This window comes from uncultured Thermanaerothrix sp. (genome assembly GCF_938028735.1).
GTDB lineage: Bacteria > Chloroflexota > Anaerolineae > Anaerolineales > Anaerolineaceae > Thermanaerothrix.
The window spans coordinates 1-25,539 of sequence record NZ_CALIMF010000017.1 but is presented as its reverse complement, the minus strand read 5'-3'; the positions used below and the strand labels follow the sequence as shown (position 1 = coordinate 25,539).

General features: G+C 59.4%; 27 protein-coding genes, 2 tRNA genes and 1 riboswitch. Of the genes, 6 read left to right on the top strand and 23 right to left on the bottom strand.

Going from position 1 to position 25,539, the window contains the following annotated elements; genetic code table 11:
* Positions 1 to 440 precede the first annotated feature (440 nt).
* The 4 genes from Q0721_RS10065 to pepT form a co-directional block, all read right to left on the bottom strand.
* Positions 441 to 511 (bottom strand) — tRNA-Cys (locus tag Q0721_RS10065).
* A gap of 95 nt (positions 512 to 606) precedes the next feature.
* On the bottom strand, positions 607 to 1,134 hold the full coding sequence (locus tag Q0721_RS10060; RefSeq protein ID WP_299029163.1) for a DUF5698 domain-containing protein: 528 nt from the start codon (positions 1,132 to 1,134) through the stop codon (positions 607 to 609).
* A 3-nt stretch (positions 1,135 to 1,137) separates the two neighbouring features.
* The gene (gene glgP / locus Q0721_RS10055) at positions 1,138 to 3,348 is read right to left on the bottom strand and encodes an alpha-glucan family phosphorylase (RefSeq protein WP_299029160.1); all 2,211 of its coding nucleotides are present in this window, start codon (positions 3,346 to 3,348) and stop codon (positions 1,138 to 1,140) included.
* 167 nt (positions 3,349 to 3,515) lie between these two features.
* A complete protein-coding gene (gene pepT / locus Q0721_RS10050) occupies positions 3,516 to 4,748 on the bottom strand; it encodes a peptidase T (protein WP_366519211.1) in 1,233 nt (410 codons plus the stop codon).
* A gap of 144 nt (positions 4,749 to 4,892) precedes the next feature.
* Between pepT and Q0721_RS10045 the strand changes: the two genes are divergently transcribed.
* From Q0721_RS10045 to Q0721_RS10030, 4 genes are all read left to right on the top strand, one after another.
* Positions 4,893 to 4,965: transfer RNA gene (locus Q0721_RS10045), tRNA-Pro, on the top strand.
* Positions 4,966 to 5,053: 88 nt separating this feature from the next.
* Positions 5,054 to 5,404: a hypothetical protein gene (locus tag Q0721_RS10040; protein WP_299029154.1), complete on the top strand. Its 351-nt coding sequence runs from the start codon at positions 5,054 to 5,056 to the stop codon at positions 5,402 to 5,404.
* Positions 5,405 to 5,441: 37 nt separating this feature from the next.
* Positions 5,442 to 6,185, top strand: a complete 744-nt coding sequence (locus Q0721_RS10035) for a dolichyl-phosphate beta-glucosyltransferase (protein ID WP_299029151.1) — start codon at positions 5,442 to 5,444, stop codon at positions 6,183 to 6,185.
* On the top strand, positions 6,160 to 6,828 hold the full coding sequence (locus tag Q0721_RS10030) for a ribonuclease HII (protein WP_299029148.1): 669 nt from the start codon (positions 6,160 to 6,162) through the stop codon (positions 6,826 to 6,828). The genes Q0721_RS10035 and Q0721_RS10030 overlap by 26 nt, the downstream gene beginning before the upstream one ends.
* On the opposite strand, the gene Q0721_RS10025 is transcribed toward Q0721_RS10030, so the two are convergent.
* The 7 genes from Q0721_RS10025 to Q0721_RS09995 all read right to left on the bottom strand — a co-directional run bounded on the left by Q0721_RS10025 (position 6,812) and on the right by Q0721_RS09995 (position 14,069).
* Entirely contained in the window at positions 6,812 to 7,696 is an 885-nt protein-coding gene (locus Q0721_RS10025) for an SDR family oxidoreductase (RefSeq protein WP_299029146.1), read from the bottom strand. The two genes, Q0721_RS10030 and Q0721_RS10025, sit on opposite strands and share 17 nt — an antisense overlap.
* A 94-nt stretch (positions 7,697 to 7,790) precedes the next feature.
* On the bottom strand, positions 7,791 to 9,224 hold the full coding sequence (locus Q0721_RS10020; protein WP_299029143.1) for a sodium:solute symporter family protein: 1,434 nt from the start codon (positions 9,222 to 9,224) through the stop codon (positions 7,791 to 7,793).
* Positions 9,221 to 9,430 carry a hypothetical protein gene (locus Q0721_RS10015; protein ID WP_299029141.1) on the bottom strand — a complete coding sequence of 70 codons (210 nt, stop codon included), beginning with the start codon at positions 9,428 to 9,430 and terminating at the stop codon, positions 9,221 to 9,223. The genes Q0721_RS10020 and Q0721_RS10015 overlap by 4 nt, the downstream gene beginning before the upstream one ends.
* A gap of 18 nt (positions 9,431 to 9,448) precedes the next feature.
* Entirely contained in the window at positions 9,449 to 10,909 is a 1,461-nt protein-coding gene (locus Q0721_RS10010) for a glycoside hydrolase family 13 protein (RefSeq protein ID WP_299029138.1), read from the bottom strand.
* 147 nt (positions 10,910 to 11,056) lie between these two features.
* Entirely contained in the window at positions 11,057 to 11,962 is a 906-nt protein-coding gene (locus tag Q0721_RS10005; protein WP_299029136.1) for an acetamidase/formamidase family protein, read from the bottom strand.
* Positions 11,963 to 11,981: 19 nt separating this feature from the next.
* On the bottom strand, positions 11,982 to 13,265 hold the full coding sequence (locus tag Q0721_RS10000; RefSeq protein ID WP_366519210.1) for an APC family permease: 1,284 nt from the start codon (positions 13,263 to 13,265) through the stop codon (positions 11,982 to 11,984).
* Positions 13,266 to 13,550: 285 nt separating this feature from the next.
* Entirely contained in the window at positions 13,551 to 14,069 is a 519-nt protein-coding gene (locus Q0721_RS09995) for a DUF3592 domain-containing protein (RefSeq protein ID WP_299029130.1), read from the bottom strand.
* Between the two features lie 148 nt (positions 14,070 to 14,217).
* Positions 14,218 to 14,279, top strand: a riboswitch (Fluoride riboswitch).
* Positions 14,280 to 14,313: 34 nt separating this feature from the next.
* On the opposite strand from Q0721_RS09995, the gene Q0721_RS09990 reads away from it, so the two are divergent.
* Complete coding sequence (locus tag Q0721_RS09990) at positions 14,314 to 15,075, top strand: DUF6062 family protein (protein ID WP_299029127.1); 762 nt, start codon at positions 14,314 to 14,316, stop codon at positions 15,073 to 15,075.
* Between the two features lie 30 nt (positions 15,076 to 15,105).
* A complete protein-coding gene (locus Q0721_RS09985) occupies positions 15,106 to 15,534 on the top strand; it encodes a hypothetical protein (RefSeq protein ID WP_299029124.1) in 429 nt (142 codons plus the stop codon).
* 49 nt (positions 15,535 to 15,583) lie between these two features.
* On the opposite strand, the gene Q0721_RS09980 is transcribed toward Q0721_RS09985, so the two are convergent.
* From Q0721_RS09980 to Q0721_RS09925, 12 genes are all read right to left on the bottom strand, one after another.
* The gene (locus Q0721_RS09980) at positions 15,584 to 16,126 is read right to left on the bottom strand and encodes a hypothetical protein (protein WP_299029122.1); all 543 of its coding nucleotides are present in this window, start codon (positions 16,124 to 16,126) and stop codon (positions 15,584 to 15,586) included.
* 52 nt (positions 16,127 to 16,178) lie between these two features.
* The gene (gene eno / locus Q0721_RS09975) at positions 16,179 to 17,459 is read right to left on the bottom strand and encodes a phosphopyruvate hydratase (protein ID WP_299029119.1); all 1,281 of its coding nucleotides are present in this window, start codon (positions 17,457 to 17,459) and stop codon (positions 16,179 to 16,181) included.
* 65 nt (positions 17,460 to 17,524) lie between these two features.
* Positions 17,525 to 17,971 carry a CBS domain-containing protein gene (locus Q0721_RS09970; protein WP_299029116.1) on the bottom strand — a complete coding sequence of 149 codons (447 nt, stop codon included), beginning with the start codon at positions 17,969 to 17,971 and terminating at the stop codon, positions 17,525 to 17,527.
* 6 nt (positions 17,972 to 17,977) lie between these two features.
* Positions 17,978 to 19,168 (bottom strand): MFS transporter, encoded by a 1,191-nt coding sequence (locus Q0721_RS09965; protein ID WP_299029113.1) that lies wholly within the window; start codon positions 19,166 to 19,168, stop codon positions 17,978 to 17,980.
* Between the two features lie 143 nt (positions 19,169 to 19,311).
* Positions 19,312 to 20,691 (bottom strand): hypothetical protein, encoded by a 1,380-nt coding sequence (locus tag Q0721_RS09960; RefSeq protein ID WP_299029110.1) that lies wholly within the window; start codon positions 20,689 to 20,691, stop codon positions 19,312 to 19,314.
* A gap of 163 nt (positions 20,692 to 20,854) precedes the next feature.
* On the bottom strand, positions 20,855 to 21,301 hold the full coding sequence (locus tag Q0721_RS09955; RefSeq protein WP_299029107.1) for a DUF1931 family protein: 447 nt from the start codon (positions 21,299 to 21,301) through the stop codon (positions 20,855 to 20,857).
* A 64-nt stretch (positions 21,302 to 21,365) separates the two neighbouring features.
* Complete coding sequence (locus tag Q0721_RS09950) at positions 21,366 to 21,875, bottom strand: Hsp20/alpha crystallin family protein (protein WP_299029105.1); 510 nt, start codon at positions 21,873 to 21,875, stop codon at positions 21,366 to 21,368.
* A gap of 32 nt (positions 21,876 to 21,907) precedes the next feature.
* Positions 21,908 to 22,306 (bottom strand): Hsp20/alpha crystallin family protein, encoded by a 399-nt coding sequence (locus Q0721_RS09945; protein ID WP_299029103.1) that lies wholly within the window; start codon positions 22,304 to 22,306, stop codon positions 21,908 to 21,910.
* Between the two features lie 38 nt (positions 22,307 to 22,344).
* Complete coding sequence (locus Q0721_RS09940; RefSeq protein WP_299029100.1) at positions 22,345 to 22,797, bottom strand: Hsp20/alpha crystallin family protein; 453 nt, start codon at positions 22,795 to 22,797, stop codon at positions 22,345 to 22,347.
* 121 nt (positions 22,798 to 22,918) lie between these two features.
* Positions 22,919 to 23,170 (bottom strand): hypothetical protein, encoded by a 252-nt coding sequence (locus Q0721_RS09935; protein ID WP_299029097.1) that lies wholly within the window; start codon positions 23,168 to 23,170, stop codon positions 22,919 to 22,921.
* Between the two features lie 90 nt (positions 23,171 to 23,260).
* Positions 23,261 to 23,971 (bottom strand): DinB family protein, encoded by a 711-nt coding sequence (locus Q0721_RS09930; protein WP_299029094.1) that lies wholly within the window; start codon positions 23,969 to 23,971, stop codon positions 23,261 to 23,263.
* Positions 23,972 to 23,987: 16 nt separating this feature from the next.
* Positions 23,988 to 25,250 carry a PQQ-dependent sugar dehydrogenase gene (locus Q0721_RS09925; protein WP_299029092.1) on the bottom strand — a complete coding sequence of 421 codons (1,263 nt, stop codon included), beginning with the start codon at positions 25,248 to 25,250 and terminating at the stop codon, positions 23,988 to 23,990.
* Positions 25,251 to 25,539: the final 289 nt, after the last annotated feature.

Here is a 25,539-nt window from a genome sequence, read left to right as displayed (position 1 = left end):
CGGTATTCACTTGGATGTGAAAAAGCCAATGCCCTGCCAGTAGCACCCCCCTGAGTAAGATATTCCCGAACCTGTGGCAAGAATTCCCACTTGCCACAGGTTTTTTGTAAGAGGCCATTGACAACCGGATGCGAACCGAAGAGGCATCCCGCGGCGAACCTTCTGGGCTGAGCAGCCGGTTTGACGCAGCACGGGCAGTTTAAGAGACCTGCCCATCTAGGCCTTAGCACCACTGGGCCAAGCGCCATCCCGTCAATTGTCCCTTGGTCACCCTTACCGAGGAATTGGCTTGATTGGCCCCATAAGCGCGTACGTCCACCCAGCTGACGTTACCAGCGACTGTCATGGGTCGCTGGCTAGGGGCTAAAGGCACCTAAAAAACCACACTGCACCTACAGTCGCAACCGGTGCAGTGTGATCGTAACACCTTCTCTCTGCAGAGGCGACGGCGGGATTCGAACCCGCGGTCAGGGTTTTGCAGACCCTTGCCTTGCCACTTGGCCACGTCGCCTTGCGGATGACATTTTAGCAAACAAAAGGATTGCGGTCAAGGTTGCATCCCCCTGGAAAACACCCCAGCCCACTCCTCGGCACGCCGCATCGCTCTTATGCTCGCCAGTAACCCCGCCGCACTGGGCGAATCTCTTCCGCCGTCACAAAAGCCTCCGGATCGGCCTCCAGCACCAGTGTCTCTACCTCACTAAGATTTTTGCGCATGACCCCCACGTGCAAAATGGTGACCGTGCCGCTCAATCCCCGCCCAGCCACCTCGGTGACCGCGTAGCCATGCGAACGCAAAATTTCGGCAATGGCCGCCCCCCGCAACGGGCTAATAATGGTCAACTGCAAATGCCCAATTGCCAGGCGCTCTTCAATCGTCATACCCACCACATTACCGGTCGCAAACCCAGCCGCATATCCCACGATGTTGAGAGGGTTATCGAGGTTGGCCAATACCGAACTGATGGCAATGACAAAGATGAGCGATTGCATGAAGCCCAGCGCCCAGGCCAAACCCTTGCGCCCGCGCACGACGAAAAGTACCCGGATGGTATCCAGCGACATATCGCACACGCGCAGCGCAAAGATGCCCAGCGCCACCAACAAACTGTGCCAGGTCAGGGTCAAATGCATGGCTCAACTCGCCTCACTCGAGGTCACCGAAGCCGTTACTCCGCTCGCAGAAGTAACGGCCTCTTCCGCCTCTAGGCAGGGGAGGTACATTTCGCTCAGGTATTCCTTGAGCATGCGGCGCGTACTGAATTGCGGCGCCAGCGTGCGAATGGATTCCTTGATCCGCGCAATCCAGCCCGAGGGGATGTTATCCGCCGAGCGATTCTGGTAGTAGAGCGGAATGATCTCCTTCTCCAGCGTGTCGTAGAGGCTGAGGGCGTCCAGTTCGTCCTGGTGCGCCGGATCCACCGGGTCGGCATCCTCGCCAATGGCCCAACCGTTGGCACCGTTATAGGCCTCACGCCACCAACCATCCAGCACCGAGAAGTTAAGCACGCCATTAAGCGCTGCTTTCATGCCTGAGGTGCCCGAAGCCTCATTGGGGCGGCGCGGGTTGTTTAACCACACGTCCACCCCCTGCACCAGCAGGCGCGCCAGATTCATGTCATAATCCTCCAAGAATACTAGCCGCCCCGCCGCCCGTGGATCTTTGACCGCGCGATACACCTGCTGGATGAGCAATTTACCCGGCTCATCCGCCGGATGCGCCTTGCCGGCAAAGACAATCTGCACCGGCATATCGGGATTCGTGATGAGGCGCAGCAGACGCTCATAATCGCGCAAAATCAGCGTGGCACGTTTGTACGTGGCAAAGCGTCGCGCGAAACCAATCGTCAACGAATAGGGCTCCAGGAAAACGCCACTTGCCAGTACCTGTGAGGGATGGACATTGCCGCGCATCCATAATTGGCGCGCCCGTTCGTTGACGTAAAGCGCCAGTTTGCGCTTGAGATGCTGACGCACCGCCCACAATTCATGATCCGGGATGCTGGCAACCCGATCCCACAATTCGGGCTCATCCAGATGTTCCAACCAATCGGGCCCTAAGTAACGCTCATAGAGCAAGCGCAACCGCCGCGCCAGCCAGGAAGGTGTGTGCACGCCGTTAGTGATGTGAATGATCGGCACGTCCTCCGGGCGGCGCTCTGGCCACAGGAAGTTCCACATCCGCCGCGAGACCTCGCCGTGCAGTTCGGAAACCGCGTTGGCATGATCTGAAAGGCGCAGCGCCAATACCGGCATGCAGAAGGCTTCGCCCCACGGCGTGGTCTGATGCCCCAGCGCAATGAGCTCTTCGCGCGTCAGACCCAATTGCGGCCACAGCGCCGAGAGGTACTTATCCACCAGCCACAACGGAAATTGATCCACCCCCGCCGGTACCGGCGTGTGGGTGGTAAAGACATTGCCCTTGCGCACCTGCGCTGCGGCTTGCTCAAAAGTTAGGCCGCTCTGCACCAGTTCACGCGCCCGTTCCAGCACCAGAAAAGCAGAGTGACCCTCGTTCATGTGCCACACCTTGGGCTGCAGCCCCAGGCGGCGCAACGCACGCACCCCACCAATCCCCAGCAAAATCTCCTGTGAGATGCGCACCTCCGGATCGCTGCTGTAAAGCCGCGCCGTGAGCTGGCGATCATTCTCCTGATTCTGCTCCAGGTTGGTATCCAGCAGGTAAAGCGCCACCCGCCCCACCTGTACCTGCCACAAACGGGCATGGACGGTGCGCCCGGGCAACTCCACGCTGATCAGTACCGGCTGCCCTTGGGCATCCGTTAGCGGGATAATTGGCACTTCATCGTAATCCAGGTAGTAGGTACTGGTCTCTTGCCACCCGTCTTCGGTGATCCGCTGAACAAAATACCCCTGGTTGTAGATAAATCCCACCCCTACCACCGGCATGCCCAGATCGCTGGCCTCCTTGAGGTGATCTCCGGCTAAAATGCCCAAGCCACCCGCATAAACCGGCAGGCATTCATGCAGACCAAACTCAAACGAGAAGTAGGCGATCACCTCATGGGTATGCTGGGGGTAGGTACGTGCAAACCAGGTTTGGGTATCCTGCATATAGGTATCAAATTTCTGGAACGTCCGGTCATAAAGATCAAGGTAATGGCGATCATTGGTGACCGCGTTCAACTGACTGCGCTCCACCTTCTTCAGGAAGGTCACCGGGTTATGGTTGACCTGATCCCACAGGCGCTGACTGATCAGGCGATAGAGCATCTGTGCCTCGGGGTTCCAAGTCCACCACAAGTTATAGGCCAATTGTCCCAGGCGGTTAATGCGCCGGGGCAAACTGAAGTGATTTGGAATGACCCGCTTAATCGTCTCGTCCATTGAAACCACCATCGTAAAGATAAACCTCTTTCTACAAGTTTAAACACAAAACCACGGTTAGGACTTTCGCCTTCGAAAGCCAGAACCGGGTGATACTAAAAGCCAGGCAAAAATGCCGGTTGTATGATCACTGCAATATATTATACCATTCTCTGCGCCTGGTGCATCTACACCGGCAATTGCGTCACCCGCCGCACCAGTTCGACTAGCACCGCCACAGCCTTCTCCATCGAGGGGATGGGAATGTACTCGTAGCGCCCGTGGTAATTGTGTCCGCCAGTGAAAAGGTTAGGCGTCGGCAAGCCCATGTAAGAGAGACGTGCACCATCCGTGCCGCCCCGCACCGGCACGACCTTGGGTGTCACTCCACAGGCGAGCATCGCCGCTTTCGCCAGATCTACAATCTGCATGACCGGCTCAATCTTCTCGCGCAGGTTGTAATACTGATCATGCACCTGGACCTGTACTAGGGGCTGCTCATAACGCGCGTTGAGGAACTCTGCCGCGCGTTGTAGCCACGCCTTGCGCGCCTCAAAGCGCCCACGATCATGATCGCGAATGATGTAATGAAGATGTGTCTCTTCCACGCTGCCCTGGAAGGCCATCAGATGATAGAACCCCTCATAGTCGGCGGTATATTCGGGCCGTTCGGCAGGGGGCAGTAGCGCGTGGAACTGCATCGCCACCTCGTTGGCGTTAATCATCTTGTTCTTGGCACTGCCCGGGTGCACGCTGCGCCCACGCACCGTCACCTCGGCGCGGGCGGCATTAAAGGTTTCGAAGGACAACTCACCTAATTCTCCCCCATCCACGGTATAGGCAAAATCGGCGCCAAAGCGCGCCACATCGAAGCGATCGGCTCCGCGTCCGATCTCCTCATCCGGAGTGAAGGCCACCCGAATGCGCCCGTGCGGGATTTCAGGATGCGCCACCAAATAAGCCAGCGCGGTCATAATCTCGGCAATGCCCGCCTTATCATCCGCGCCCAAGAGAGTGCGCCCATCGGTGGTGATGAGTACCTGCCCAACATACTGGGCCAGTTCGGGAAATTCGCGCGGCGAGAGCACCACGCCGTTTTCGGGATCGAGCACGAGATCGCCGCCCTGGTAGAGGTGCACCTGTGGATTGACGTTGGCGCCAGTCAGGTCGGGGCTGGTATCCATGTGGGCGATCAGCCCCACCGTTGGCGCAGGATGGCTCACATTTGCGGGCAGGGTGGCCATCACATAACCGTTCTCATCCAGGGTGACCTCCTGCACCCCCAATGCCTCCAATTCCTGGACCAGCATGCGCGCTAGGTCGAGTTGTTTGGCCGTGCTGGGGCAGGTAGTGGAATGGGGATCGGATTGCGTATCAATGCGTGCATAGCGGATGAAACGCACTGCTACTTCAGGTAGCAAAACCTCAGCCATAAATCCAATGCCTCCTCGATGAGATCCGACGTCGGACGCGCCTCATTCTGGGCATCCATGCCACCCTCAACGTGCCATGTCCTAGCAGAGTCCTTGACGAAGGATGACCCTTCCGATTATACTCTGAAGCAGCGGGGTGTGGCGCAGATGGAAGCGCACCGCGTTTGGGACGCGGGGGTCGGCGGTTCAAGTCCGCCCACCCCGACTAGGAAATCTGCCGCCGAGAATGCTCGGCGGTTGTTCCTGCAAGCGGAGGCGCAACGCGCATATCCTTCCCAAGGTGAAGACAACCTATGGCGCTACCTTTTCTCAGAAAGAAATCCGAGGACAACCAACGACCCAAACGCTACGATGGGGTGATTGAAGCCGTGCGCTATGATGCCAGCGGACGCATTGCTTTGGCACGGGTGCATGAGCGGCGCGGGCTGGTCTTCTCGGATCATGTGTTGCTCACGCGCGAGGAGCTGATCCATCGCCTCAAAGCCGGTCAGGTTTTCGTCACCGGCCGTCGCAAACCTTACCTAGGCAACGCTTTTGAGGTGTATGAGGTCGTCCGCCTGGCTGGCACGCCAGGGCAGGAAGTGGTGATCAGTGGACCGGCCAACGGCAGCGAACGCGATCACCTCAACGTCCCTCTGTTCTGAGCCTGCATGCGCTGCGGCGCCCGTGGGCAGGTGACCTTTGGCTGAGCCGCTACTTTCTATCATCATTCCTGCTTATAACGAAGAACATCGCCTGCCAGGCACCCTGCAGGCGATTCACGATTTTCTCGCCCGTCAGCCGTATTCCGCTGAAGTGTTAGTGGTTGAGAACGGTTCTACGGATGCCACCCTGGCTGTGGCACAGGGGTTTGCTGAGCGCTTACCTTACCTGCGCGTCTTTCATGAGGATGTGCGCGGCAAAGGTTGGGCCGTGCGGCGCGGGATGCTGGCCGCAGTGGGGGCCTATCGTTTCATTTGCGATGCCGATCTTTCCATGCCCATCACCGAGGTCAACCGCTTCCTCCCGCCCCAGTTGCCCGCCGAGGTGGATATCGCCATTGCCTCACGTGAAGCCCCCGGCGCCCGCCGTTACGGCGAGCCGGAGATCCGTCACCTGGCCGGCCGCGCCTTCAACCTGCTGGTGCGCCTGCTGGCCTTGCCGGGTTTGCAGGATACCCAGTGCGGTTTCAAAATGTTCCGTGCGGCAGTTGCGGAAGATCTCTTCCGCTACCAGACAATTTACGGTTGGACCTTTGATGTGGAAATCCTTTTCATCGCGCGTCGGCGGGGTTATAAAGTTGTGGAGATCCCCATTCCCTGGTATTTCAACCCTGAGAGCAAGGTGCGTATGTGGCGCGATGCGCGCCAGATGTTCCTGGATGTGCTGAAAATCCGCCATAATGCGCGGCGAGGGCTTTATGATACGCCGCCTCGAACCCTTTGAAGTCCCCCCAACCCCCAATTTGGTATTTGAGCGGCGCCTATGGGCGCAGGGTGTGCGCTACGTCGCCGGCCTAGATGAGGCCGGGCGGGGTGCCTGGGCCGGACCGGTGACAGCGGGCTGTGTAATCTTGCCCCCTGATGAAAAGATTTTATCCCGCCTGAGCGGCCTGCGCGATTCCAAACAGCATACCCCCACCCAACGCGAACGCTGGGCTGAACGCATCCGTAGCCTCGCCCTGGCCTGGGGGGTGGGGATGGCCTCGGTAGACGAAATTGATCGTTTGGGCATCCTGGCCGCTACTCGCCTGGCCATGGTGCGGGCATTGGAAGCCGCCGCCTGGCCCGCCAATTACCTCCTGGTAGATGCCTTGCACCTACCCGATCTCGATCTGCCGCAACTGGCGCTGATCAAAGGCGACCAGCGTGCCTTGAGCATTGCGGCGGCTGCCGTGCTGGCTAAGACGGCCCGCGATGCACGAATGCGCGAGTACGAGGCGCAGTACCCGGGTTATGGCTTTGCCCGGCATAAAGGCTACGGTGTACCGGCCCATCGGGCGGCCCTGGCTCGCCTGGGCCCCTGCCCCCTGCACCGGCGCAGTTTTGCCCCAGTACGTCAGGTTCTGGCGGCTACGCCACCGCCGTGAAAGTAACCGGCGTAATCTCTGCCAGACTACACAGACGCAGGCTGACCTCCCATAGGCGCTGGGCAGCTGTCCGATCCTGCGAGGCTGGCGAGGAGGACACCGCGCGCTTGTTGACAAAATAACGTCCACTGATTGCGGCTACCTCCTCCGCTGTCGCCAGATAGATGGACGTTTGCGCGCCCTCTTCTGGTGAGATCGCGAAAAAGCGCTGTAGCAGGCGGAAGCCCCATGCAATCGGGTCGTGATTATTGTGGGCAAAGCGCGAGGCCACAAAACCGGGATGCAGGGCATTGACCGTCACGCCCGTGCCCTCCAGCCGCCGCGCCAGTTCATAGGTGAAATACAGATTGGCCAGTTTGGATTGTGAATAGGCCCGCCAGCCGTTGTAACGACGTTCATTCTGCAAGTCCTCAAAGTTCAGGCGCGCCCCTGCATGCGCCATGGATGAGACGTTAATAATGCGCGCCGGCGCACTCGCCTTGATCACATCAAGGAGCAACAAGGTGGTCAAGAAGTAACCCAGGTGATTGAGGGCAAACGTCATTTCCAGTCCGTCTGGGCTGACCTCGCGGCGGGTGAAGTAAGCCCCTGCATTGTTAATCAGCACATGCAGGCGATCATAGCGCTGACGAAAGGTTGCCACCATCTGGCGAATGCTGGCCTGAGAGGCCAAATCCGCGATAAGGTAATCCACCTTTGGGTTATCGCTGACGCGGCGCAGTTCCTCAGCCACCTGGGCCGTCTTTTCTGGGTTGCGCCCCACGATGACCACCTGCGCGCCCTGCTTGGCCAATTCGCGCGCCGTGACCTTACCAATGCCATCTGTCGCGCCGGTGATCAACACCAGACGTTCTTGAATCCAACTCATGGTTACGTAGCCTCCGCTTCTAAAGCATTAAACATTTACTGTGGAGGTTTTAACCACTTGAAGTCGAAAAAGCAAGACCTGCAGAAAGAAAAGGTCATACAGCGGTTTCAGGAGTTCGCATTGCGGGTTGACGTTGAAGCAATCGGCTCATCCCTGCCACCACCAACAGCGTGAGGGCCGCAATACTCAAAGCAACAACGCCATCGGCCAAGCCAAATGTAGGGAGTTTTCCCAGCCGCATGGCCAGGACAGCTCCTTCACCCACCAGAATTGAGACGATCGGTGCCGCGGGAGGCAAGGTGGGACGATAGAGCGCCGCCAGGGTGGCCGGGGTAAGCGCCGCCAGGCCAGCGAACGTGGTCTGAGTCAGAAAGGTAAAAATAGGAAGTTGCGGATTGAAACCCAGTAATAACGCCGCCGCCACCAGCCCACAAATTGCCGCACTGAACCATCGCCCCGCTTGCACCCCGCCGCCCAAGAGTTTCAAGTCGTTGCTCATCATCGTTGCCAGCGCCAGCAACTGTGAATCGGCCGTGGACATCAACGCTGCTAGAGCGCCAACCATTACTAGAGCGTGTACCCAGCCTGGCGCAAATTCAGCGACCATGGTGGGAAGTACCGCGTCGGCAGAAGGCGGTTCAAGCCCCACCCCGCGGGCCCAAACGCCGATGAGCACCGGTGCCAGAAAGAGAAAACTCACTAGAAGCGGATAAAGCCAGAGCGTCAAGCGTAGGGAGCGCAATGACCGCGCGGTGTAAAAGCGGGTGAACATCTGGGGAAAGAGGGGGTTGACGAATGTCCACAACGCGATGAAAGAAATCCAGGTTGGCAGTGAAAAATAACCATCCGGGCCGGGGCGCATAAAGTGCTCCGGTGCAGCGGCGAAAGCCCGCAAACCAGCCTGGGTAAATCCACCCAGGCCTCTGGCAACGAAAATCAAAGCCGCCGCCATGGCAACGATCATGATCCCACCCTGTAAGACATCCGTCCAGGCCGAGCCGCGCATCCCGCCCAGAATCACCACGGCACCGATGATAACCATCACAACGGCCCCTGCAACGCGCACTAAATCGCTGCCCACCAACGCGGATACGAGGATACCCGCCCCCACCGCCTGGGTAAGCAGGTAAGGCAGGGTAAATAGAATCATCGTCCACAAGACCAACTGGCGCAAGATGGAGCTGTTGAACTCCCCGCCGATCAGTTGGGGGGCAGTCACGTAACCCTTCTGTTTGCCCAGCCGCCACACTTTACGCCCGATAAAGTAGAACGAAATCGGCACCAACGCGGTACCCACCCCCATGATCCCGTACTGGCCTAATCCGCTTTTCCAGGCCGCGCCAGCGAAGCCCAAGAAGAAAAAGGCCGAGAAGTTTGTAGCCGCCAAGGTAAAAAAGAGCACCACCGGCCCTAAGGTACGCCCGGCCAGAAAAAACTCCTCTGGGCTTTGGAGCGCCCGTCGGCGCGCGAACCCGGAAATGAGCAGTAGAAACGCTAGATAAGCCGCTAATAACCCCAATGCGTTCATGCCTCGTCATCCTCCCAGGTTGTGCGAGCCAGCCAGGCATACACGAAGCCGATCACCAGAACCAAAGCCACCAACCGCCACAACCACAACGGATGCCCCAGCCACAGATGCGGTTGAGCCCCCCACTCGTAAAAGTCGGTGGCCAAAACGATGAAGATCACCCAAGCCACCCACCATAGATAGGACTTGGAAGAAGTGTTTTTCATCGTTTCATCCTCCTCACATCAAGGTTTCGGTACCAGCATGGCCCCACTCCACGGGCCAAGGGTTAATCCATGGAGGTGGCCGTGCGTCACATGGGCCATCCCCGCCCCCAGCACATTGCGCCAGCATGTTCCCTCGGCAAGATGCTCACCCACTTCCACGTCCAAGTGCAGGGTTTGCGTCGAGCGGTTTAGGACCACCACGACTTGATCCTCCCCCTGGCGGCGTAAATAGGTCAGCCTCTGACCCTGCGCCTGCAAGGCAATAAATTCCCCGCTGCGCAAGGCGGGATGAGCCTGGCGCAGAGCAATGCAGGTGCGGTACCAGGCGCGCAGGTCGTGATCCCAGCGCTGTTCGTCCCAAGGGAACGCCCGGCGGCAGTCAGGGTCTGGCCCCCCTTCCAGGCCGATTTCATCGCCGTAGTACACACAGGGCGCGCCAGGGTAAGTCATCAGGAAAAGCACGGCTAGGCGCAGCAGAGCGCGTTCCCCGCTGACCAACGAGAGGAAACGCGCGGTGTCGTGGCTATCCAGCAGATTGAGTTGGGCCAGCACTGCCGGGCGCGGGTAGCGTTCCAGCAGGTGGGTCACTTTGCTCGCAAAAGCGGCGGCATCGCCGACAAAGTACTCCGGCCCATGCTCGTACCAGTGGCCAACCAGGTCGCGCCGGAGGCGATCACCACCAAAGAACCCCCAGCAGGCGTAGGTGAGCAAGTAGTTCATCACCCCATCGAATTGATCACCCTGCAGCCAGGGATCAGCCGCCTCAGGAATCTCACCAGTGATGTAGGCTTCAGGGTTGGCGGCCTTGACCACCTCGCGGAAGCGCGCCCAGAAACCCGGCTCAGTGACGCAGAAGGGCACATCCAACCGCCAGCCGTCAATTCCCTGCTCCAACCAGTAGCGGGCCACATCGAAGATGAAGCGCTGCACCTGCGGGTTGGCGTGGTTGAATTCAGGCAGGGCGGGCAGGTTCCACCAGCACTTGTAATTGGGCGTGCCCTCGTAAGCGTTGAGCGGAAAACCGTGGACCACAAACCAATCCAGGTACGGGGACTGCGCACCCACTTCCAGGATGTGGTTGAATTGGAAGAAACCGCGGCTGGCGTGGTTGAAGACGCCATCCAGGACGATACGCATGCCGCGGCGGTGGGCCTCCTCCAGCAAGCGGCGAAAGGCAGCATCTCCACCCAGTAACGGATCCACACGGTAGTAATCATGGGTGTGGTAGCGGTGATTGGAAGCCGACTGAAAAATTGGGTTGAGGTAGAGGGCGGTGATACCCAGGTCCTGCAGGTAATCGAGGTGTTCCACAATCCCCAGCAAGTCACCCCCTTTGAAGCCATTCGGGGTAGGAGGTGCTTCCCAGGGCTCTAAGTTGCCCGGTTTTTCCACCGCGGCGCTGCGGGCAAAGCGATCGGGGAAGATCTGATAGAAGACGGCATCGTGTACCCAAGCGGGGGTTTGAAAGTCGGTCGGCATAGATTTAGTTCTCCCATCTCCAGAGGATGCTGTGAAACCCGCTCAATTGTACTCGCTTTCATGACCTTCAAGCGCCCTTTAAAAAGGAGCGCCTGAGGAAGGCAGGGGCCTTCCTCAGGCATGTGTCCCTCGCGATATGGGTTACATTTAGCGCGGCAGGCGGTAACCGTAGTCAGCCAGCACGGCCTTGGGGAACTCGAAGCGCATCGTCTTGAGCGGGTCTACCACCTGGCACACTTTCAGTTCGCCCACCAGACTCATCAGCAGGCCAGCGTCATTGACCGAAAGGCCCACCTGATCGGTCAGGAACTTGGCCATGGCTTCGATGGCGCCCTGGCTGGCTTCATCCATGGTCGGGGCGGAGTAAATAGTGGCAACCAGGGTTTCGTTTTCCACGAAGGGTGTGGGCAGACCGGCCAGCGCCGGCACCGGTTCGATCTTCAGGCGCACCTCACCCGGTGTCTCGGCACCACAGATGACGATTTCGCCATCGCCCATGGCGGCGTGGAAATCGCCACAGCCGAAGAGGGCACCGTCCACGGCAGCGGTGAAGTACACGCTAGCGCCCTGGGTGATCAGGGTGCAGTCCATGTTGCCACCGTGCGGGCCGGGCGTGCCGCAGGGAACTTTGCCCTCGCGCGGCGCCACCCCGATCACGCCAATCATCGGGCGCAGGGGCACGCGGGTGCGGTTGCGAAAGACCACCGCTTCCCCCTGGCGCGGCAGGATCACCGTCTCCACGTGGGTGAGATGCTTGCCCAGTGCGCCCTCACCGGGCACGGTGACCATGGTTGAGCGTTCGCCGACGTGCAGTTCAAGAATATCCACGCGCACCACATCGCCGGGTTTAACGCCTTGCACGTAGAGTGGGCCCGTGGCGGGGTTGACATGATCCCAATCCAGATTATCAATCAAGTCTTGCTCGCTCTTCAACTGCCCTTCAAAGCAGTCATGCGTTTCCAGCCAGACCTCTTCACCCGGCTGAACTTCCAACGCGGGCTTGAGATCGGGGGCAAAAGCGAAAAACACATGCTCACGGGACAAGCGTTTCATGGTTTACCTCCTACTCTTATTATACCTGCAAGGCCGGCGGCACCTTGCGGAAGCCGCGCGAGACGATCAGCAGTACCACAAACCCAATCCCTAGCCAGATGAATCCCAAGGTCTTAGCGTGGACGTTGAGATTGGCCCACACAAAGCCAATGATCAATAATCCGACCAGCGGCAGGATGAGGTAATTCAAAATGGCTTGCGGTGAGCGCTCCCGCTTCTGGAAGAAATAGTAACCAATTACCGTGACATGAAGCACCATGAAGGCAGTCAGTGCGCCGAAGTTAACCAGCGAAGACAGGATTTCCAAGTCAAGCAGAGTGGCAATAGGCAGGGTGATTAACGCCACCACAAAGATGGCGATCCAGGGGGTCTTGTATTTGGGGTGCACCCAGGCCAGGAATTTGGGCAGTTGTTCATCCCGGGCCATGCCGAAGAGGACGCGTGAAACGGCCGCCTGCGCCGCAATGCCATCACCAATCCCCCAAGCCAGCACGGTGCCGATCAGCGCTAGTAGACGCACCACTGTACCGCCGGCTTCCTGGGCGATGTAGAAGAACGCCACGTCGGTGTTCGGGAAGGTGGTGTAATCCGGCCAGACCAGCGCCGCTAACCAGGTTTGGGTCATGAAGAAGAAGGCCAGCAAGCCCAGGGCGGCAACCATCGAACGGCCGATCATCAGGCGCGGGTTGCGGGTCTCCTCGGCCAATGTGCTGATGGCATCAAATCCCAAATACGAGAGCACCGAGACCGAGGTGGCGGTAAGGACAAATTGCCAGTTGAATTTCTCTGGGTTGAAGAAGGGTGCCAGGCTGAAAGCCCCCACGCCGCCGCCCTTGGCCACATAAATAATCGCAGCAATCACAAAAGCAAAGAACGCCAGCAGTTCGATCCCCAGCATCACCCACATGCTGCGCGCCATCACGTCAATGCCCAGCAGGTTCAGCGCGCTGTTAAGGATGAGGAACATCAAAATCCAGCCCCAAACCGGGATGGCAGGAATTTCCGCCGCCAACCACAACGCCGCGACCAGGTACACCAGCGCCGGCACCAGGATGTAGTCAATCAGAATGGCCCACCCAGCCAGGAAGCCCACATGCGGGTTCAGGCCGCGCTGGGCGTAGGAGTACACCGAACCGGCAATGGGGAACGCCTGCGCCATGCGCCAGTAGGAGAGAGCGGTGAAGACCATCGCCACCGCCCCGATGAGGTAAGTCAGCGGCACCATCCCCTGGCTGATCTCGGCCACAACGCCGTAAATGCCCATGGGGGCAATTGGCACCATGAACACAAGACCATATACCAACAGGTCCCAAAACGACAGTTAGCGTTTGAGTTCTTGCTTATACCCGAACTCTTCAACGCTTTCAGCAGGTGAGGCAACAACATCATCCGGCATAAGAGCACCTCCTGAGAGAGATTTGGAAGTATTGATATAAGATTTATGGAAAAGGGGCTGGGGGTCGAACTTAATATATCATTATAACATAGTTTTATCGTGATGTTATATTGAGTTAATCACGATTTTTGGCCCTAACCTTAAACGCAAAGCCCCCTCTCGGGGCAAAGCGCTTGTTTTTCGGGCCCTATGCTACTGCGAAAGTAGCGTGGCCAGAGCCGCTACGCCTACCAAGCACGCAGTCATGCCGGCAATGACCAGAAAGACGATGCCGATGACCAGCGCCGCTTTGCTCACGGCCCCGCGCTGCAAGACGGCTTCCGCCGGATTGGCCGGGTTGTAATACACCGTCACTGTGCTACCCACCGGGTAACGGGCCAGTTCCTGCTCCACCCGGCGGCGACTGCCGATGAACGACTCAACGCCGATGCGCAGGCGGTCACCACGGTAGGTCTGACCGTTGACCTCATACTCATAGACCACGCGCGGCGCAAACACGCGGTTGCGATCCCCCTCCGAATCCACCTGGACATCTTCTGCCACATAGGCTTCCACCACGCGCCCGCTGACTGCCGGCCAAGTTTGCGTCTCGGTGCCCTTTTTCTTCTCCCGCCCGTAGAGGCTGAGGGCATAAATCCCCGCCCCGATGAAGATCAACAGGAACACCCCCAAACAGACGAATCCCAGAATGCCGATGCCTGAATTGACCATACCGCCCCCCCGGAAAAGAAAGGATGATAAGTCTAGTATAGATGGGTTTGGCGTGGTGCACAAGCACCAACAGGATATGCGTTTGAGGTGCGAGCGGCGGTTTTCGCGTCATGTGCTCTCTGCCGCACAACCGGGGCGTTCGTGATACAATCAACACGGCGATGAGGCTCGCCATCAACCGTCGGTGAGACTGATAGCCTCTACCCAATCTTGTGGAGTGGTGGAGGTTTTTTGCTTAAGGGCTATGTCCTTTTTGACTGCCATTTTTGACCTAAAGGCACTGTTGAGCCGCCCGGGCTGTCCCATCTGTCAGGTGAGTCACCTGGCTGCCCGCCGCTACGTGGAAAGTTTGCACTGGGAGCACATTAACGATCCGGTGACGCGGGTGAAGTTTCTGGAAGCCTGGGGGTACTGCCCAACACACACTCGCTTGGTCGCCCACGTGGAGCAAGCCATGTTCAACGACTGGCTGGGCACCAACATTCTCTATGAATCGCTCAGCCGCTACGTCTATCAGCGGCTGGCACAACAGCCATTGCCCCACTCACGCCTGGAGCCCCAACCGCACCCATTAGGCCGGCTGTGGCGGTGGTTGGAGCGACTGCGGGTACGTCTGACGCCGCCCCCTGCACCCACGGCCTGCCCGGTGTGCACCGCTGCCGCATCCAGTGCCCGCAATGCCCTGGCCGGTTTGCTAGAATCACTGGAACAGGAAGCGGAGACCTGGCAAGCCCTTTATCGTGAGTCGGATGGCTTGTGTTTGCACCACCTGCGCCAGGCTTTAACGTTGGGCGTGCGCTACCCTCAGGCGGCGGCATTTGTGCGCCAAACGGCCCTGGCGCGCCTTACCCAGCAAATTGCCGCTATGAATGAATACATCCGTAAGCACGCCTGGGAACACCGCGATGAACCCCTGAGTGAAGCCGAACAGCGGGCATGGAAAGAGAACTTGGCCTTTTTCAGCGGCTATCCGCCCAGCGATTTCGTGGATACCCAGCGGGCTTGATCGGGGCTTGCCCCTAGCATGGAGAGTGCAATGAGCGATTACGGCCGTGAGTTTGAACAGGAATTTTTTGCCCAGACCCAGCGCGTCCACCTTGAAGTGGATCTTCTCAATGAGATGTGGACCGCCATTCAGACCGTCTGCGCGGCCAACGGGTGGGATGAGGTGGAAGGGGTGCGTTTCATCCTGGCGGCAGGATTGGCGTATTTGGAAGCGCAACAACAGGAAGGGAACGCACCGGCTGACCCTCCGGCAGCAGACGCTGCGTTGCTGCAACGTCTGCTGCGCGAACGGGTGGAAATCAACGCCCGCTATGCAGTAATGCGCTTCCGCGCCTACCAGTTTCTAAAAGACGCGCAGGCCCTGGCACTGCGTCTAAATGTGTGCCAACAGGAACGGGACGAACTGCGCCGCTGGGTGACCCACCTGCAGGAAAACGACTCTGGAACGGGAGCGAGTTGAAAACTTTCCTTTCAGCAACCAGAAGGCCCGCATGAGATCGCGCCAAGGGTCAGGACGTGGCCTTGCGCCTACGCGGCCAGAGCCGGCGCAGGCGTTCCCACCCGCTGCCGGATGGTGGTTCAGACGCCGGGGCAAGTGGCGCGGGTGCGGATGTGGCTTGGCACAGTGCCGCTTCCAGTTCGGCCAGGCGGGCTTTAAGGGCTTCGATGTCCTCTTTTTGCCGTTTGACCAGAGCGTTTAGCCCGACATTTTCGGCTTGAATGGCGCCGGTAGAAAGGTTCCAGGCGCGGTTGGCTTCCTGCGTTTCAAAGAGACGGAAGCGCAGTACGGCCAGGCTGGCTTCCACATGGATCAGGCGCCGGCGCATGGCTTCAAAGGTGGGCGGCGCGTCATTGGCTTCAGGTAGTGCCTCGTTCTCCAGGTCCGCTTCCGCCTGTGCCGCCCGCACGGCCCCCATCCCCGCGCCCAGGATCAGGCGCAGGCCTTCGTCCTGCGTCCAACCCTCTTCTTGTAACAGGGCGCGCAAATCCTCGGCCATCTCGCGGGTCACCCACACCTCTAATTTTTCCAATTCGTGTTCTTGCTCACTCATGATCTTCCTCATGGCACGCCGTGGGGCGCGTTCTACCTTGGGCAACTGAACACTAACGCACGAAGGCGTGCTGTCCGGCATACGTGGCGCGTGACCCCAGTTCCTCTTCGATGCGCAAGAGTTGGTTGTATTTCTCCACCCGCTCGCCGCGGCACGGCGCGCCGGTTTTCAAGTGCCCGGTGCCCATGGCCACGGTGAAATCGGCGATGAACGAATCCACCGTCTCGCCACTGCGGTGCGAGACCATGGCGCCCCAGCCGGCCTGACGCGCCAGTTTGACCGCGGCAATGGTCTCGGTCAGGGTGCCGATTTGGTTGAGTTTGATCAGCACTGCATTGGCGATATTCTCTTGAATGCCGCGAGTGATGCGCTCCACGTTGGTGACAAAGATATCGTCGCCGACCAGTTCGATTTTCTCGCCCAAAGCCTGGTTCAAGAGTTTCCAGCCGTCCCAATCATCCTCGGCCAGGCCGTCTTCCAGCACCCGGATGGGGTATTTGTTGACCCATTCCGCGTACATATGCACCATTTCCATTGCCGAGACGCGGCGGTTCTCGGTGCGCAAGTGGTAAGCGCCGTCTTCAAAGAAACCGCTTGAGGCGGGGTCGAGGGCCAGCACGACCTGCGGGCCGGGTTTGTAGCCGGCCTTCTCGATTGCTTGGAGGATCAATTCCACGGCATCCACGTTGCGCTTGAGGGCAGGTGCAAAACCGCCTTCATCCCCCACGCCAGTGGCGTAGCCTTTCTCTTTCAGCACCGCCTTGAGGGTATGGTAAATCTCGGCCCCCCAACGCAGGGCTTCACGGAAGGTCGGCGCGCCAACAGGCGCAATCATGAACTCTTGCAGATCGGTGCCTTGCCAGTTGGCATGCACCCCGCCGTTAAGGATGTTGAACATTGGCACGGGCAAGAGCGTTGCATCCTCGCCGCCCAGGTAGCGGTAGAGCGGCTGGTGCAGTGAGGCCGCGGCGGCGCGGGCGGTGGCCAGGCTGACGCCCAGGATGGCATTGGCGCCCAGGTGGCGTTTGTTGGGCGTCCCATCCAGATCGAGCAGAATGCGATCCACCGCCGCCTGATCGGTGGCTTCCTGGCTGAGCAGGGCAGAGGCAATGGGGCCGTTGACATTGGCAACCGCCTTCAATACCCCCTTGCCGCCAAAGCGCGTCTTGTCGCCGTCGCGCAATTCCAGCGCTTCGTGGACGCCGGTTGAAGCACCGGAGGGAACAGCAGCGCGCCCAAAGGCACCATCACTGAGGCGGACTTCAACCTCAACGGTAGGATTGCCGCGCGAATCAAGAATCTCGCGCGCGTGAACAGAGGTGATTTTGGCCATAACAGTTTCTCCTTAAGGTATCGTATGTTTGAGTTCTCATTTCCGTTAAGTCGCTTGGCTCCGACTTAACGGTTTCCATTCATCTCTCCATGGCGAGCCGCCAGCACCGCCCGCACCACTGCCTGCCGCGTGATCATTCCCACCACTGCCCCTTGGCGCAAGACCGGCAGAGGATGTTTGCCGCTATTGATCATGATCTCGGCGGCCTTGAGCAGGGGAGTATCCTCGGTCACAGAGAGGACGTTGGTATTCATTAGGTGTTCAACGCGGGTTCGATTCCACACCTGACGCAGGGCATTGAGGTCAGGCTGGCGCAGGGTAGCACCCTCAAAGTGAGCTGGAACCGGGGCGGTAAACAGATCACGCAAGCCAATAGTTCCCACCAGCCGCTCGCCCTCAACCACAAACAGGGTATCGGTATGATCGGCGAGCATTTTCTCCGCGGCGGCGGTCAGCGTGGCTTCCAACGCAATGGCAGGCACGTTGGGCGTCATCACATCACGGACTAACATTTTGATCTACTCCTTTCCACGAATCACATAAAACAACGGAAGCGCTGCCAACTGCACCAGGACGGAGAAGATGATCAAGGCCGGAAGCGCGACATCGTACAGATACCCCATGAGCACACTGCCTCCGAACCAAAACAAGCCGTAGGCGGTGTTGAAGATCCCGTAGGCCAGCGCCCGGCGCTCCGGACGGATGCGCTCAGCTAGGGCGGCGCGCATGATGGATTCCTGCGCCCCCATGCCGATACCCCACAGCGCCATCCCAATCCCGGCGGCCACCGCTCCGCCCAAGAAGACCAACGGCGCAAAGAAGGCGGTGAGGAATGCCACCCCCATCATGGTAACCATCCCGAGACGGTCAAAGACACGCCCGAGAATGAGAGCGGCCAGCGCATCCACGCCCATCGCCACCGCATACAGCACCGGCACCATGGCCGGGGATACAACTGCCGCTTTTTCAAAGTGGTAGGCGATCAACGGAAAATCGGCAAAGCCGGCGGCAATCAGCCCGGCGGCCAGCACGTAAATCCAAAAGGCCCGGTTGAACCCGCTAAAGCGCAGAGCCGGGGTGTCGGCTTCCAGGTCCTGCGGGCGGGGGTAGAGGTAACGCGCCGCCGCCAGGACGCCCAAAGCCAATAGAGCCGGGAGCAGTAAGACGGCATAACCGTGGCGGTAATTGCCCTGGATGGCCAGAATTGCCGCCACCACCAGCGGGCCGAGAATGGCGCCGATTTGATCGAGGGCTTCGTGCAGGCCAAAGCCCCAACCCCGCCCCACCTGCTGGGTGGCAAACGAGAGCATGGTATCGCGCGGGGGCACGCGGATGCCCTTACCTACCCGCTCGGCGATCATCAGCACCGCTGCGACCGGCCAGTTCCCGCTCAGGGCCAACAGGGGCACCGCTAACAGGTTGATGCCGTAACCGATAAAGGTGGTCAGCCAGTAGCGCCGCGTGCGGGCGCTGAAAAAGCCGGAGACCAAGCGTAAACTATAGCCAATCAATTCTCCCAACCCTGAAACGGTGCCCACAACCGCCCCACTGGCGCCCAGCAAAGCCAGAAAAGGCCCGTTGATGCTGCGCGCGCCCTCGTAGGTCATATCGGCGAGCAGGCTCACCACCCCGATGAGCAGGACGAAGCGCAAGGCGCGGTGCGGGCTAAGTGCCGCTTGGGTTGTCGTTGGTGATGCCGATGTGTCCATATTTTCCCTCCATATGAGCAAGGCCAATAAAAATAGCCTCTACCGGATCAGGTAGAGGCTATCATCGGATACCCCGAAACATCGCGTTGCATGGCACGGGCGAGCCTCATCGTCACCGTGCCGAGATGCGTGGATAACTACAATTATTTTACCTCACTTTGGAAGTCATGAGGAGGGTTAGATTGGGCGGCGCGATGGCGGTAAAAGGTGTAGAGTGCCCCGGCCATTCCTAATCCCCACAGCACCACCAACGATTGCATGGGGATGAGAAAGCGCGGGTTATCGCCGTGATCGGGCAGGGTTTGCAGGATGGACGTCACCCACAGGGTTGCGGCCAGTATATTGAGATAAGGGGGCAGAGGCACTTGCTCGCGCCAGCGCCGCACCAGCATCAGCGGTGAGAGCAGGATGAAGAACAGGTTAAGGCCAAAGAGACCGGCACGTTCTACGCTGGCCAGGCCGTTCAACCAAGATCGCCAGGCTGGGTGGGTTAGGTTTTCCGGCGCCCAGATGATCGGCGCACGCCAGAATAGCCACCACCCTTTCAGGGCATAATGCAGATAAAGATCGGGGTGCTCACGGATGAGTTGCAGCGAAAGGCGTGCGAGGGTGCGCGAGAGGTCGTAGAACCCCAATCCCGAGACCTGCATCATCTCGGGAATGGCCTGCCAGATGGTGTTACTCTGGGTGCCATACTGCGCAATGCGCGCATCGCGGTAGCGTAGATACACCTCGCGCAGCGCAGCATACTCATCGGGCACATATTCAAAATAATACCCGGTATGTTGAATTAGGTTGTAACCGGTCATAGTGGTGACGCTCCACATTCCAAAACGGGCATGGATGAATCCGATCCACGCCCCCACCACCACCCCGGCGGCAAGCCACGCCGCCAGCAACGTGCGCCATTCCAAACGACGCAACCGCTGCCAGAACCCACCCTTGCCGCGAATGACCGGCAGCGCCGCCAACACCACCCCCAGCCAGAAGGGCAAAAACAGGAACAACGGACGAGTTAACCCAGCCAGGGCGCCGCTCAGACCCATACCCAGCGCCACCCAGGGACGCCACTGCGGGGCTGCTTCGAACCAGGCCCAGGCCAAGGCCAGCGTAAGTGCCACGCCGAACGTCGCCAGCGTTTCGCTCAGCAGGTGGGCCTCAAAAAAGAGTTGCCCCAAGTTAAGGGTATGGGCTAAGGCCGCGACCAAGCCCAAGAACGGCGCGCGCCACAGCCGCCAACCGAGGTAGAAAAAGAGCAATGTGATCAACACCCCCAGCCCTAACTGCGCCAAGTACACTCGCTCGTCGCTCCCCCACAGCGCCAAAAAAGCCGGATAACCCGGCGTGCGCACGCCATCATAATGTTCCCAGCCGTTAAGGATACTCTGCGCGGCGCGGCGGTAGGCCCCGGTATCGCTAAAAGCCCGCACCGGATAGATATGCCACAACCCCACGCGCACGCCCAGCGCGATCCCTAGGGTCAGCACAAAGGGGAGAGAACGGGAGAGTGAGGAGCGCAACACATCTATCCTGGGGTTTGGGATAGGTCATGCGGTTCGATTGTAACCCAAAGTCTGCTTTGCGCGGGAGTCTATCTACCTACCCCAACCCAGGCTCCGTGTCCCCGTAAGCCTTCTGACAAAATACCCCCGCCAACGTGGTAACTCACATTGGCGGGGGTGGACTTTATAAGGTCAGTTCGAGCAGCGCTTCCAAGCGGTCAAAATGCTCCGGTACCGGGTTCTCTACCTTCGGATCGAGAACCTTCAGGCTGCGGGCCATGATCAGCAGCAGTGCACCGGCCAGGTCGGGCAACAGCGCCTCGACCTCCGCCGATAAGGTGCGATCCAGCGGCGGGTAAGTGGCCATGCGCTCCAAAATAGGGCGCAGTTCGATGTCCTCGTCCAGGTCACGGAAAGCTTGCAAACTGCGCTGGAAACCTGCCGTGAGCGGCAGGTCGGCTTCAGTGATCACATCGCGCCCGTTGGCTGCGGCTGCCCGCTCGGCCATAATCAGCAAGTCATGCAATTTATCGCTGATAAGGTCCGAGATGCGCTTCAGATCGCTCTTATCCACGTTAATGCCGGCAGTGCGGCGGAACAAGTGTTGCATACGGCTAGCTCCGATGATCATGCGGGTCTCTCCCTCCTTAGAAGATATTTAACGGGGGTGGCGCGCCACCCCCGTCGGCTTTTGCTCAGGCAGTCTTAATCGGGATCGTCTTGCGCGCGCTCTGCGCCTCGGGCGTCTTGGGCAGGGTAATGGTTAGCACGCCCTTCTTGAAGGTGGCCTCCGCTTTGTCCACCTCCACTTCGCAAGGCAGCGGGATGACGCGGCGGAACGACCCATAGCGGCGTTCCATGCGGTAGTAATCCTCGCCCTGCTCCTCTTCCTCCTGGCGCTTCTCGCCGCTGAGCACCAGCGTATCCCCGACCACGGAAATCTCGATGTCCTTTTCATCCAGGCCGGGCAGTTCGGCGGTGACAATGACCTTCTTCGCCGTCTCCTTAACATCCACGCGCGGCGTGAAGGTCTCCCAGGTCTCTTCCAACCACTCCCACGGCGAGAGCGTCCAGGCGCGGTCGAAGAACGACTCCATCCAGCGATCGAGATCGCGCATCAGAGCGAAGGGTGAGCGTTCCGCCTCACGGCGCACCGCCAGCGCGCGCGATTTGGGTCGCCAGGGAATCAAATCGGTGATGGGCATACGCGCTCACCTCCTTTCTTTCACCAAGATCCTTACACGGCTTTCACCGGGATACGGCGCACACGTGCCGGACCGGCTTTGGGCAGGCGCAAGTGCAAGACACCTTGCTTCATCAGGGCTTCGATCTTCTCCCGATCGATGTCCTCGGTCAGTGTGAAGGTGCGCTCATAATCCCCACCCTCATATTCGGCATAATCCAGGTTGTAGCCCTGCGGGGCGTGGCTCTGGACGGTGCCGCGGATGGTGAGGATGTTCTTCTCCAGCGTCACCTCCACATTGTCTTGGTTGACGCCGGGCATATCGGCCAGGATCAGAATATCGTCATGGGTTTCGATGATATCCACCGCCGGCGCAAGGATACGGCGGGCCCGCTCAACGCGAGCCGGGCGGGTTTCTTCACGCACCTGTAGGGCTCGGGTTTCCTCCGCCATGGCTCTTTCCTCCTTTCTGACTGAGATCACGGCGCGCCTCAGGCTGTCTGTACGGTAATGCGCTTGGGCTTGTCGGCCTCGGCGCGCGGCAGGGTAATGGTCAGGATGCCGTTCTCGTATTGGGCTTCAACGTGTTCGGCATCAATGGTGAAGGGCAATTGCAACGAGCGCGCAAATTCACCCTGGAAGCGTTCACGGCGTTGATAGCGCGCGCCCTCGGGTAGATCTTCGGCAAGGCGTTTGCCGCGCAGCGTCAGCGTATCGCCGACCACAGCCAGTTCCAACTGTTCCGGGTTCACACCCGGCACCTCCACCGTTACCACCGCGCCCTCGCTGTTGGTCCACACGTTCATCGGCGGAAACTCGGCTTCAAAGAAGCGGCGCCGGCGCGGGAAAAACGACTCAAAAAGGCGATCCATCTCGCGCTCCATGCGCTCCATCTCGTGTTCCATGCGTCGGATTTCACGCCAGGGCACAAAGGGCTCGATCATTGCCACATCCCTCCTTTCCTTTCAATATTGAACGCTTGCCGGATTACTGAATGATCCCCAAGACACTCCTTAAGTTAGCCCCCCAGCATATGAAAAACATTAGAGATTTGCAAGAAACGTATCAGCGTGGCGGCTCGGGTTGGCCGGAAGGCGGGATCAGGGCAAAAAAAAACACTCCGGCACGTGCAGGGGCAGGATGGTTGCGCTTGAGGGGAGGCAGATGGAGTAGCGATCTCTGCTGAGAGTGCGATTTCTGCGGGGGTGGGGCCGGTGGCACCGGCGTTGGGGTGGTGTTGATCTTGGTCACCAACGACAGCAAGTCGGCCTGGGCATCCAGGGCCAGCCAGATCCATTCAGCAGTGACCAGATACACCAAGCCGACTTCTAGCGAAATCCCTGTGCTTAACGCCGAAAACCCGCCGAGTCGTGCGGGTTTTCCCGTAATTTTGGGTCTGGCCGGCGCTCAGGTCAGGTTAAGCAGACGGCGAATGTGGTCGTAGTGGTCGCGCTCGTGCCAGAGGGCGCGGCGCAGGAGTTTGCGCGGGCTCCATAATTCACCGCGTTTGCCGATGACGCGCTCTTCCCCTTCCAGTTGGGGCAGCACCGCCTCCAAGCACTGGCGCACCACCGCCAAGCGTTCGAAGGGGTCGGCCGGGAGAGCGGCACGCGGCTGTTCGGCTAGGTTAAGCCGGTCCAGGTACTCCCATTCGGCCCCGGCAAGGTGCTCTAGGATATCCCGGATGCTCCAGCGTTCACCCGGATAAGTGCGGTCCAGGGTGGCTGTGTCCAACCCCTGGACCAGAGCGAGCAGGTCGGCGCGGCTCCACGCCAGCAGTTGCCGCCCACGCCGCACCTCGAGGCGGGTCAGGGGCTTCCAATCATGCTGAAACCAGGCATTCACCGCATAACCGCCGCTTGGGACGCGTTCGTAGTGTTCATTAAGGTGGTACACCTCCCACACTTCCACCAGGCGCACATCCACATCCCCACCCTCGGGCAGCCACGTGGGCTGCGCGTGGCGGCTCACCCAAGCCGTATAGGCCACATATGCCGGGACAATGGCGATGAGGGCTTCGGTCGCATCGCGTCCATAGGCAAAGCAACCTGGATGCTCCAGCGCCCAAGCCAGCGTTCGCCCCTCCACACCGTTCTCCAAGCCCACGTAGAGGATCATCAGTTCCCCCTTTGGCTCACGGGCGTTCCAGGCGGTAGAGCACGCCGCCCCGGTGATCTAGGAGATAAAGTTCACCCTGGCGGTCCTGTCCAAAAGCGCTGATGTTTGCACTGGTGCGTGCGAGTTCAAGGGCTTGCCAGGCACCCTCAGGGGTGCGCCACAACCCCCAGACCTGCCCACCGCAGTAATCGCCGAAGATATAAACCCCTTGCAGTTCCGGCAAGGCCTGCCCGCGGTACACAAACCCGCCCGTAATCGAGCATCTGCCCTGGTCATGGCCGTATTCCCAGACTGGGTCAATCAGCACCAGCCCGGGCGGTGGGTTGCCCTTGTAGGGGTGGGTGCCTTCGCGGTAGTTCCAACCAAAGTTGGCCCCGCTAGGAGCCCCGGCAGGCAGGTAATCCACCTCTTCCCAGCGGTTCTGCCCCACATCGGCAATGTAAAGATCGCCGGTAGCCGAATCGAAGGCGTAGCGCCAGGGGTTGCGTAGGCCCAAGGCCCAGATTTCTGGCTGCCCGCCCCGACCATCAGCAAACGGGTTATCGGCGGGGATAGCATAGGGCTGGGCCCCGCGAACGTCAATACGCAGCATCTTGCCCAGCAGGGTGTTGGGGTCCTGAGCGCGCCCCTGGGGATCACCCGCCGAACCACCATCCCCCAAGCCGATGTAGAGATAACCATCGGGGCCAAAAACCAGCCCCCCACCGTTGTGGTTGGCATAAGGCTGCTCCACGTAAAGCAGGCGCTCCTCCGAATTAGGATCACCCAACTGCCCATCTGGCGCGAGGGCGTAACGCGCGATCACACTGTTTCCCTGGCGATCGGTGTAGTTGAGGTAAAAGAGGCCATTGCGCTCAAACTCAGGGTCTAGGGCAATCCCCAACAACCCCTGCTCAGAGCCCTGACTGCCCACCCGATCCCGCAGATCTAGGAACGGCGCCGGTTGCACCTGCCCATTGACAACTCGACGCACCTGGCCGACCTGCTCCAGTACCAACAACTGCCCGTTTCCCAAATCGGCCAAATCCACTGGCCGTTCCAACCCGCGGATGAAGGGCCGCCAAACTAACCGCGCCGGATCAGGCGCCGGCACAGACTGCGCAGGAGAGGGCGAGAGGGTAAACGTGGGCGCTGTGGTCGCGGTCGGTGGCACAAATGGCTGGGTGGGGGAAGGCTGAGTCGAGGTCGGATGCAGGGGTGGCGGGGTAGGGGAGGGAGAAAGCGTCACGCAGGCGCTCAAAAGCCCCAATAAGATCGTTGCTAGAATCAGGGTACGCATGATGATCACTCCTTGGAAGGGATTATAGCACGCCCGCAACGCAAGACAAGCGCGCCGGTATACCCTTGGTCGTACCTGCGAAGCTGCTAGAATGGGGACGGCTTTGTCCACTGCCTTATCATCGGGAACAGACGGGCGCCACAGAGAGTTTTCGCAAATCCCCCCGTTTTTTAAGCAAAAATCGATTTGCGAAGCGGAAAAAGGGCGGAGGGAAGGAGAGGGGTAAAAATGGCCTTCTAGAAGCACGGAGGGCTTGATTTTTGCATAAAGTGGTCTATAATAAGGTCAA

Excerpts from the sequence above, each read along its gene's own strand:
- Q0721_RS10040 (WP_299029154.1), top strand. The coding sequence starts at position 5,054 with ATGGCGCTACCTTTTCTCAGAAAGAAATCCGAGGACAACCAACGACCC.
- Q0721_RS10025 (WP_299029146.1), bottom strand. The coding sequence starts at position 7,696 with ATGAGTTGGATTCAAGAACGTCTGGTGTTGATCACCGGCGCGACAGAT.
- Q0721_RS09925 (WP_299029092.1), bottom strand. The coding sequence starts at position 25,250 with ATGCGTACCCTGATTCTAGCAACGATCTTATTGGGGCTTTTGAGCGCC.
- Q0721_RS09930 (WP_299029094.1), bottom strand. The coding sequence starts at position 23,971 with ATGATCCTCTACGTGGGCTTGGAGAACGGTGTGGAGGGGCGAACGCTG.
- Q0721_RS09965 (WP_299029113.1), bottom strand. The coding sequence starts at position 19,168 with ATGGACACATCGGCATCACCAACGACAACCCAAGCGGCACTTAGCCCG.
- Q0721_RS09985 (WP_299029124.1), top strand. The coding sequence starts at position 15,106 with ATGAGCGATTACGGCCGTGAGTTTGAACAGGAATTTTTTGCCCAGACC.
- Q0721_RS10015 (WP_299029141.1), bottom strand. The coding sequence starts at position 9,430 with ATGAAAAACACTTCTTCCAAGTCCTATCTATGGTGGGTGGCTTGGGTG.
- glgP (WP_299029160.1), bottom strand. The coding sequence starts at position 3,348 with ATGGACGAGACGATTAAGCGGGTCATTCCAAATCACTTCAGTTTGCCC.
- Q0721_RS09990 (WP_299029127.1), top strand. The coding sequence starts at position 14,314 with ATGTCCTTTTTGACTGCCATTTTTGACCTAAAGGCACTGTTGAGCCGC.
- Q0721_RS09945 (WP_299029103.1), bottom strand. The coding sequence starts at position 22,306 with ATGGCGGAGGAAACCCGAGCCCTACAGGTGCGTGAAGAAACCCGCCCG.
- eno (WP_299029119.1), bottom strand. The coding sequence starts at position 17,459 with ATGGCCAAAATCACCTCTGTTCACGCGCGCGAGATTCTTGATTCGCGC.
- Q0721_RS09955 (WP_299029107.1), bottom strand. The coding sequence starts at position 21,301 with ATGATCATCGGAGCTAGCCGTATGCAACACTTGTTCCGCCGCACTGCC.
- Q0721_RS10030 (WP_299029148.1), top strand. The coding sequence starts at position 6,160 with ATGATACGCCGCCTCGAACCCTTTGAAGTCCCCCCAACCCCCAATTTG.
- Q0721_RS10010 (WP_299029138.1), bottom strand. The coding sequence starts at position 10,909 with ATGCCGACCGACTTTCAAACCCCCGCTTGGGTACACGATGCCGTCTTC.
- Q0721_RS10020 (WP_299029143.1), bottom strand. The coding sequence starts at position 9,224 with ATGAACGCATTGGGGTTATTAGCGGCTTATCTAGCGTTTCTACTGCTC.
- Q0721_RS09995 (WP_299029130.1), bottom strand. The coding sequence starts at position 14,069 with ATGGTCAATTCAGGCATCGGCATTCTGGGATTCGTCTGTTTGGGGGTG.
- Q0721_RS09950 (WP_299029105.1), bottom strand. The coding sequence starts at position 21,875 with ATGCCCATCACCGATTTGATTCCCTGGCGACCCAAATCGCGCGCGCTG.
- Q0721_RS09980 (WP_299029122.1), bottom strand. The coding sequence starts at position 16,126 with ATGAGTGAGCAAGAACACGAATTGGAAAAATTAGAGGTGTGGGTGACC.
- Q0721_RS10060 (WP_299029163.1), bottom strand. The coding sequence starts at position 1,134 with ATGCATTTGACCCTGACCTGGCACAGTTTGTTGGTGGCGCTGGGCATC.
- Q0721_RS09940 (WP_299029100.1), bottom strand. The coding sequence starts at position 22,797 with ATGATCGAGCCCTTTGTGCCCTGGCGTGAAATCCGACGCATGGAACAC.
- Q0721_RS10005 (WP_299029136.1), bottom strand. The coding sequence starts at position 11,962 with ATGAAACGCTTGTCCCGTGAGCATGTGTTTTTCGCTTTTGCCCCCGAT.
- Q0721_RS09970 (WP_299029116.1), bottom strand. The coding sequence starts at position 17,971 with ATGTTAGTCCGTGATGTGATGACGCCCAACGTGCCTGCCATTGCGTTG.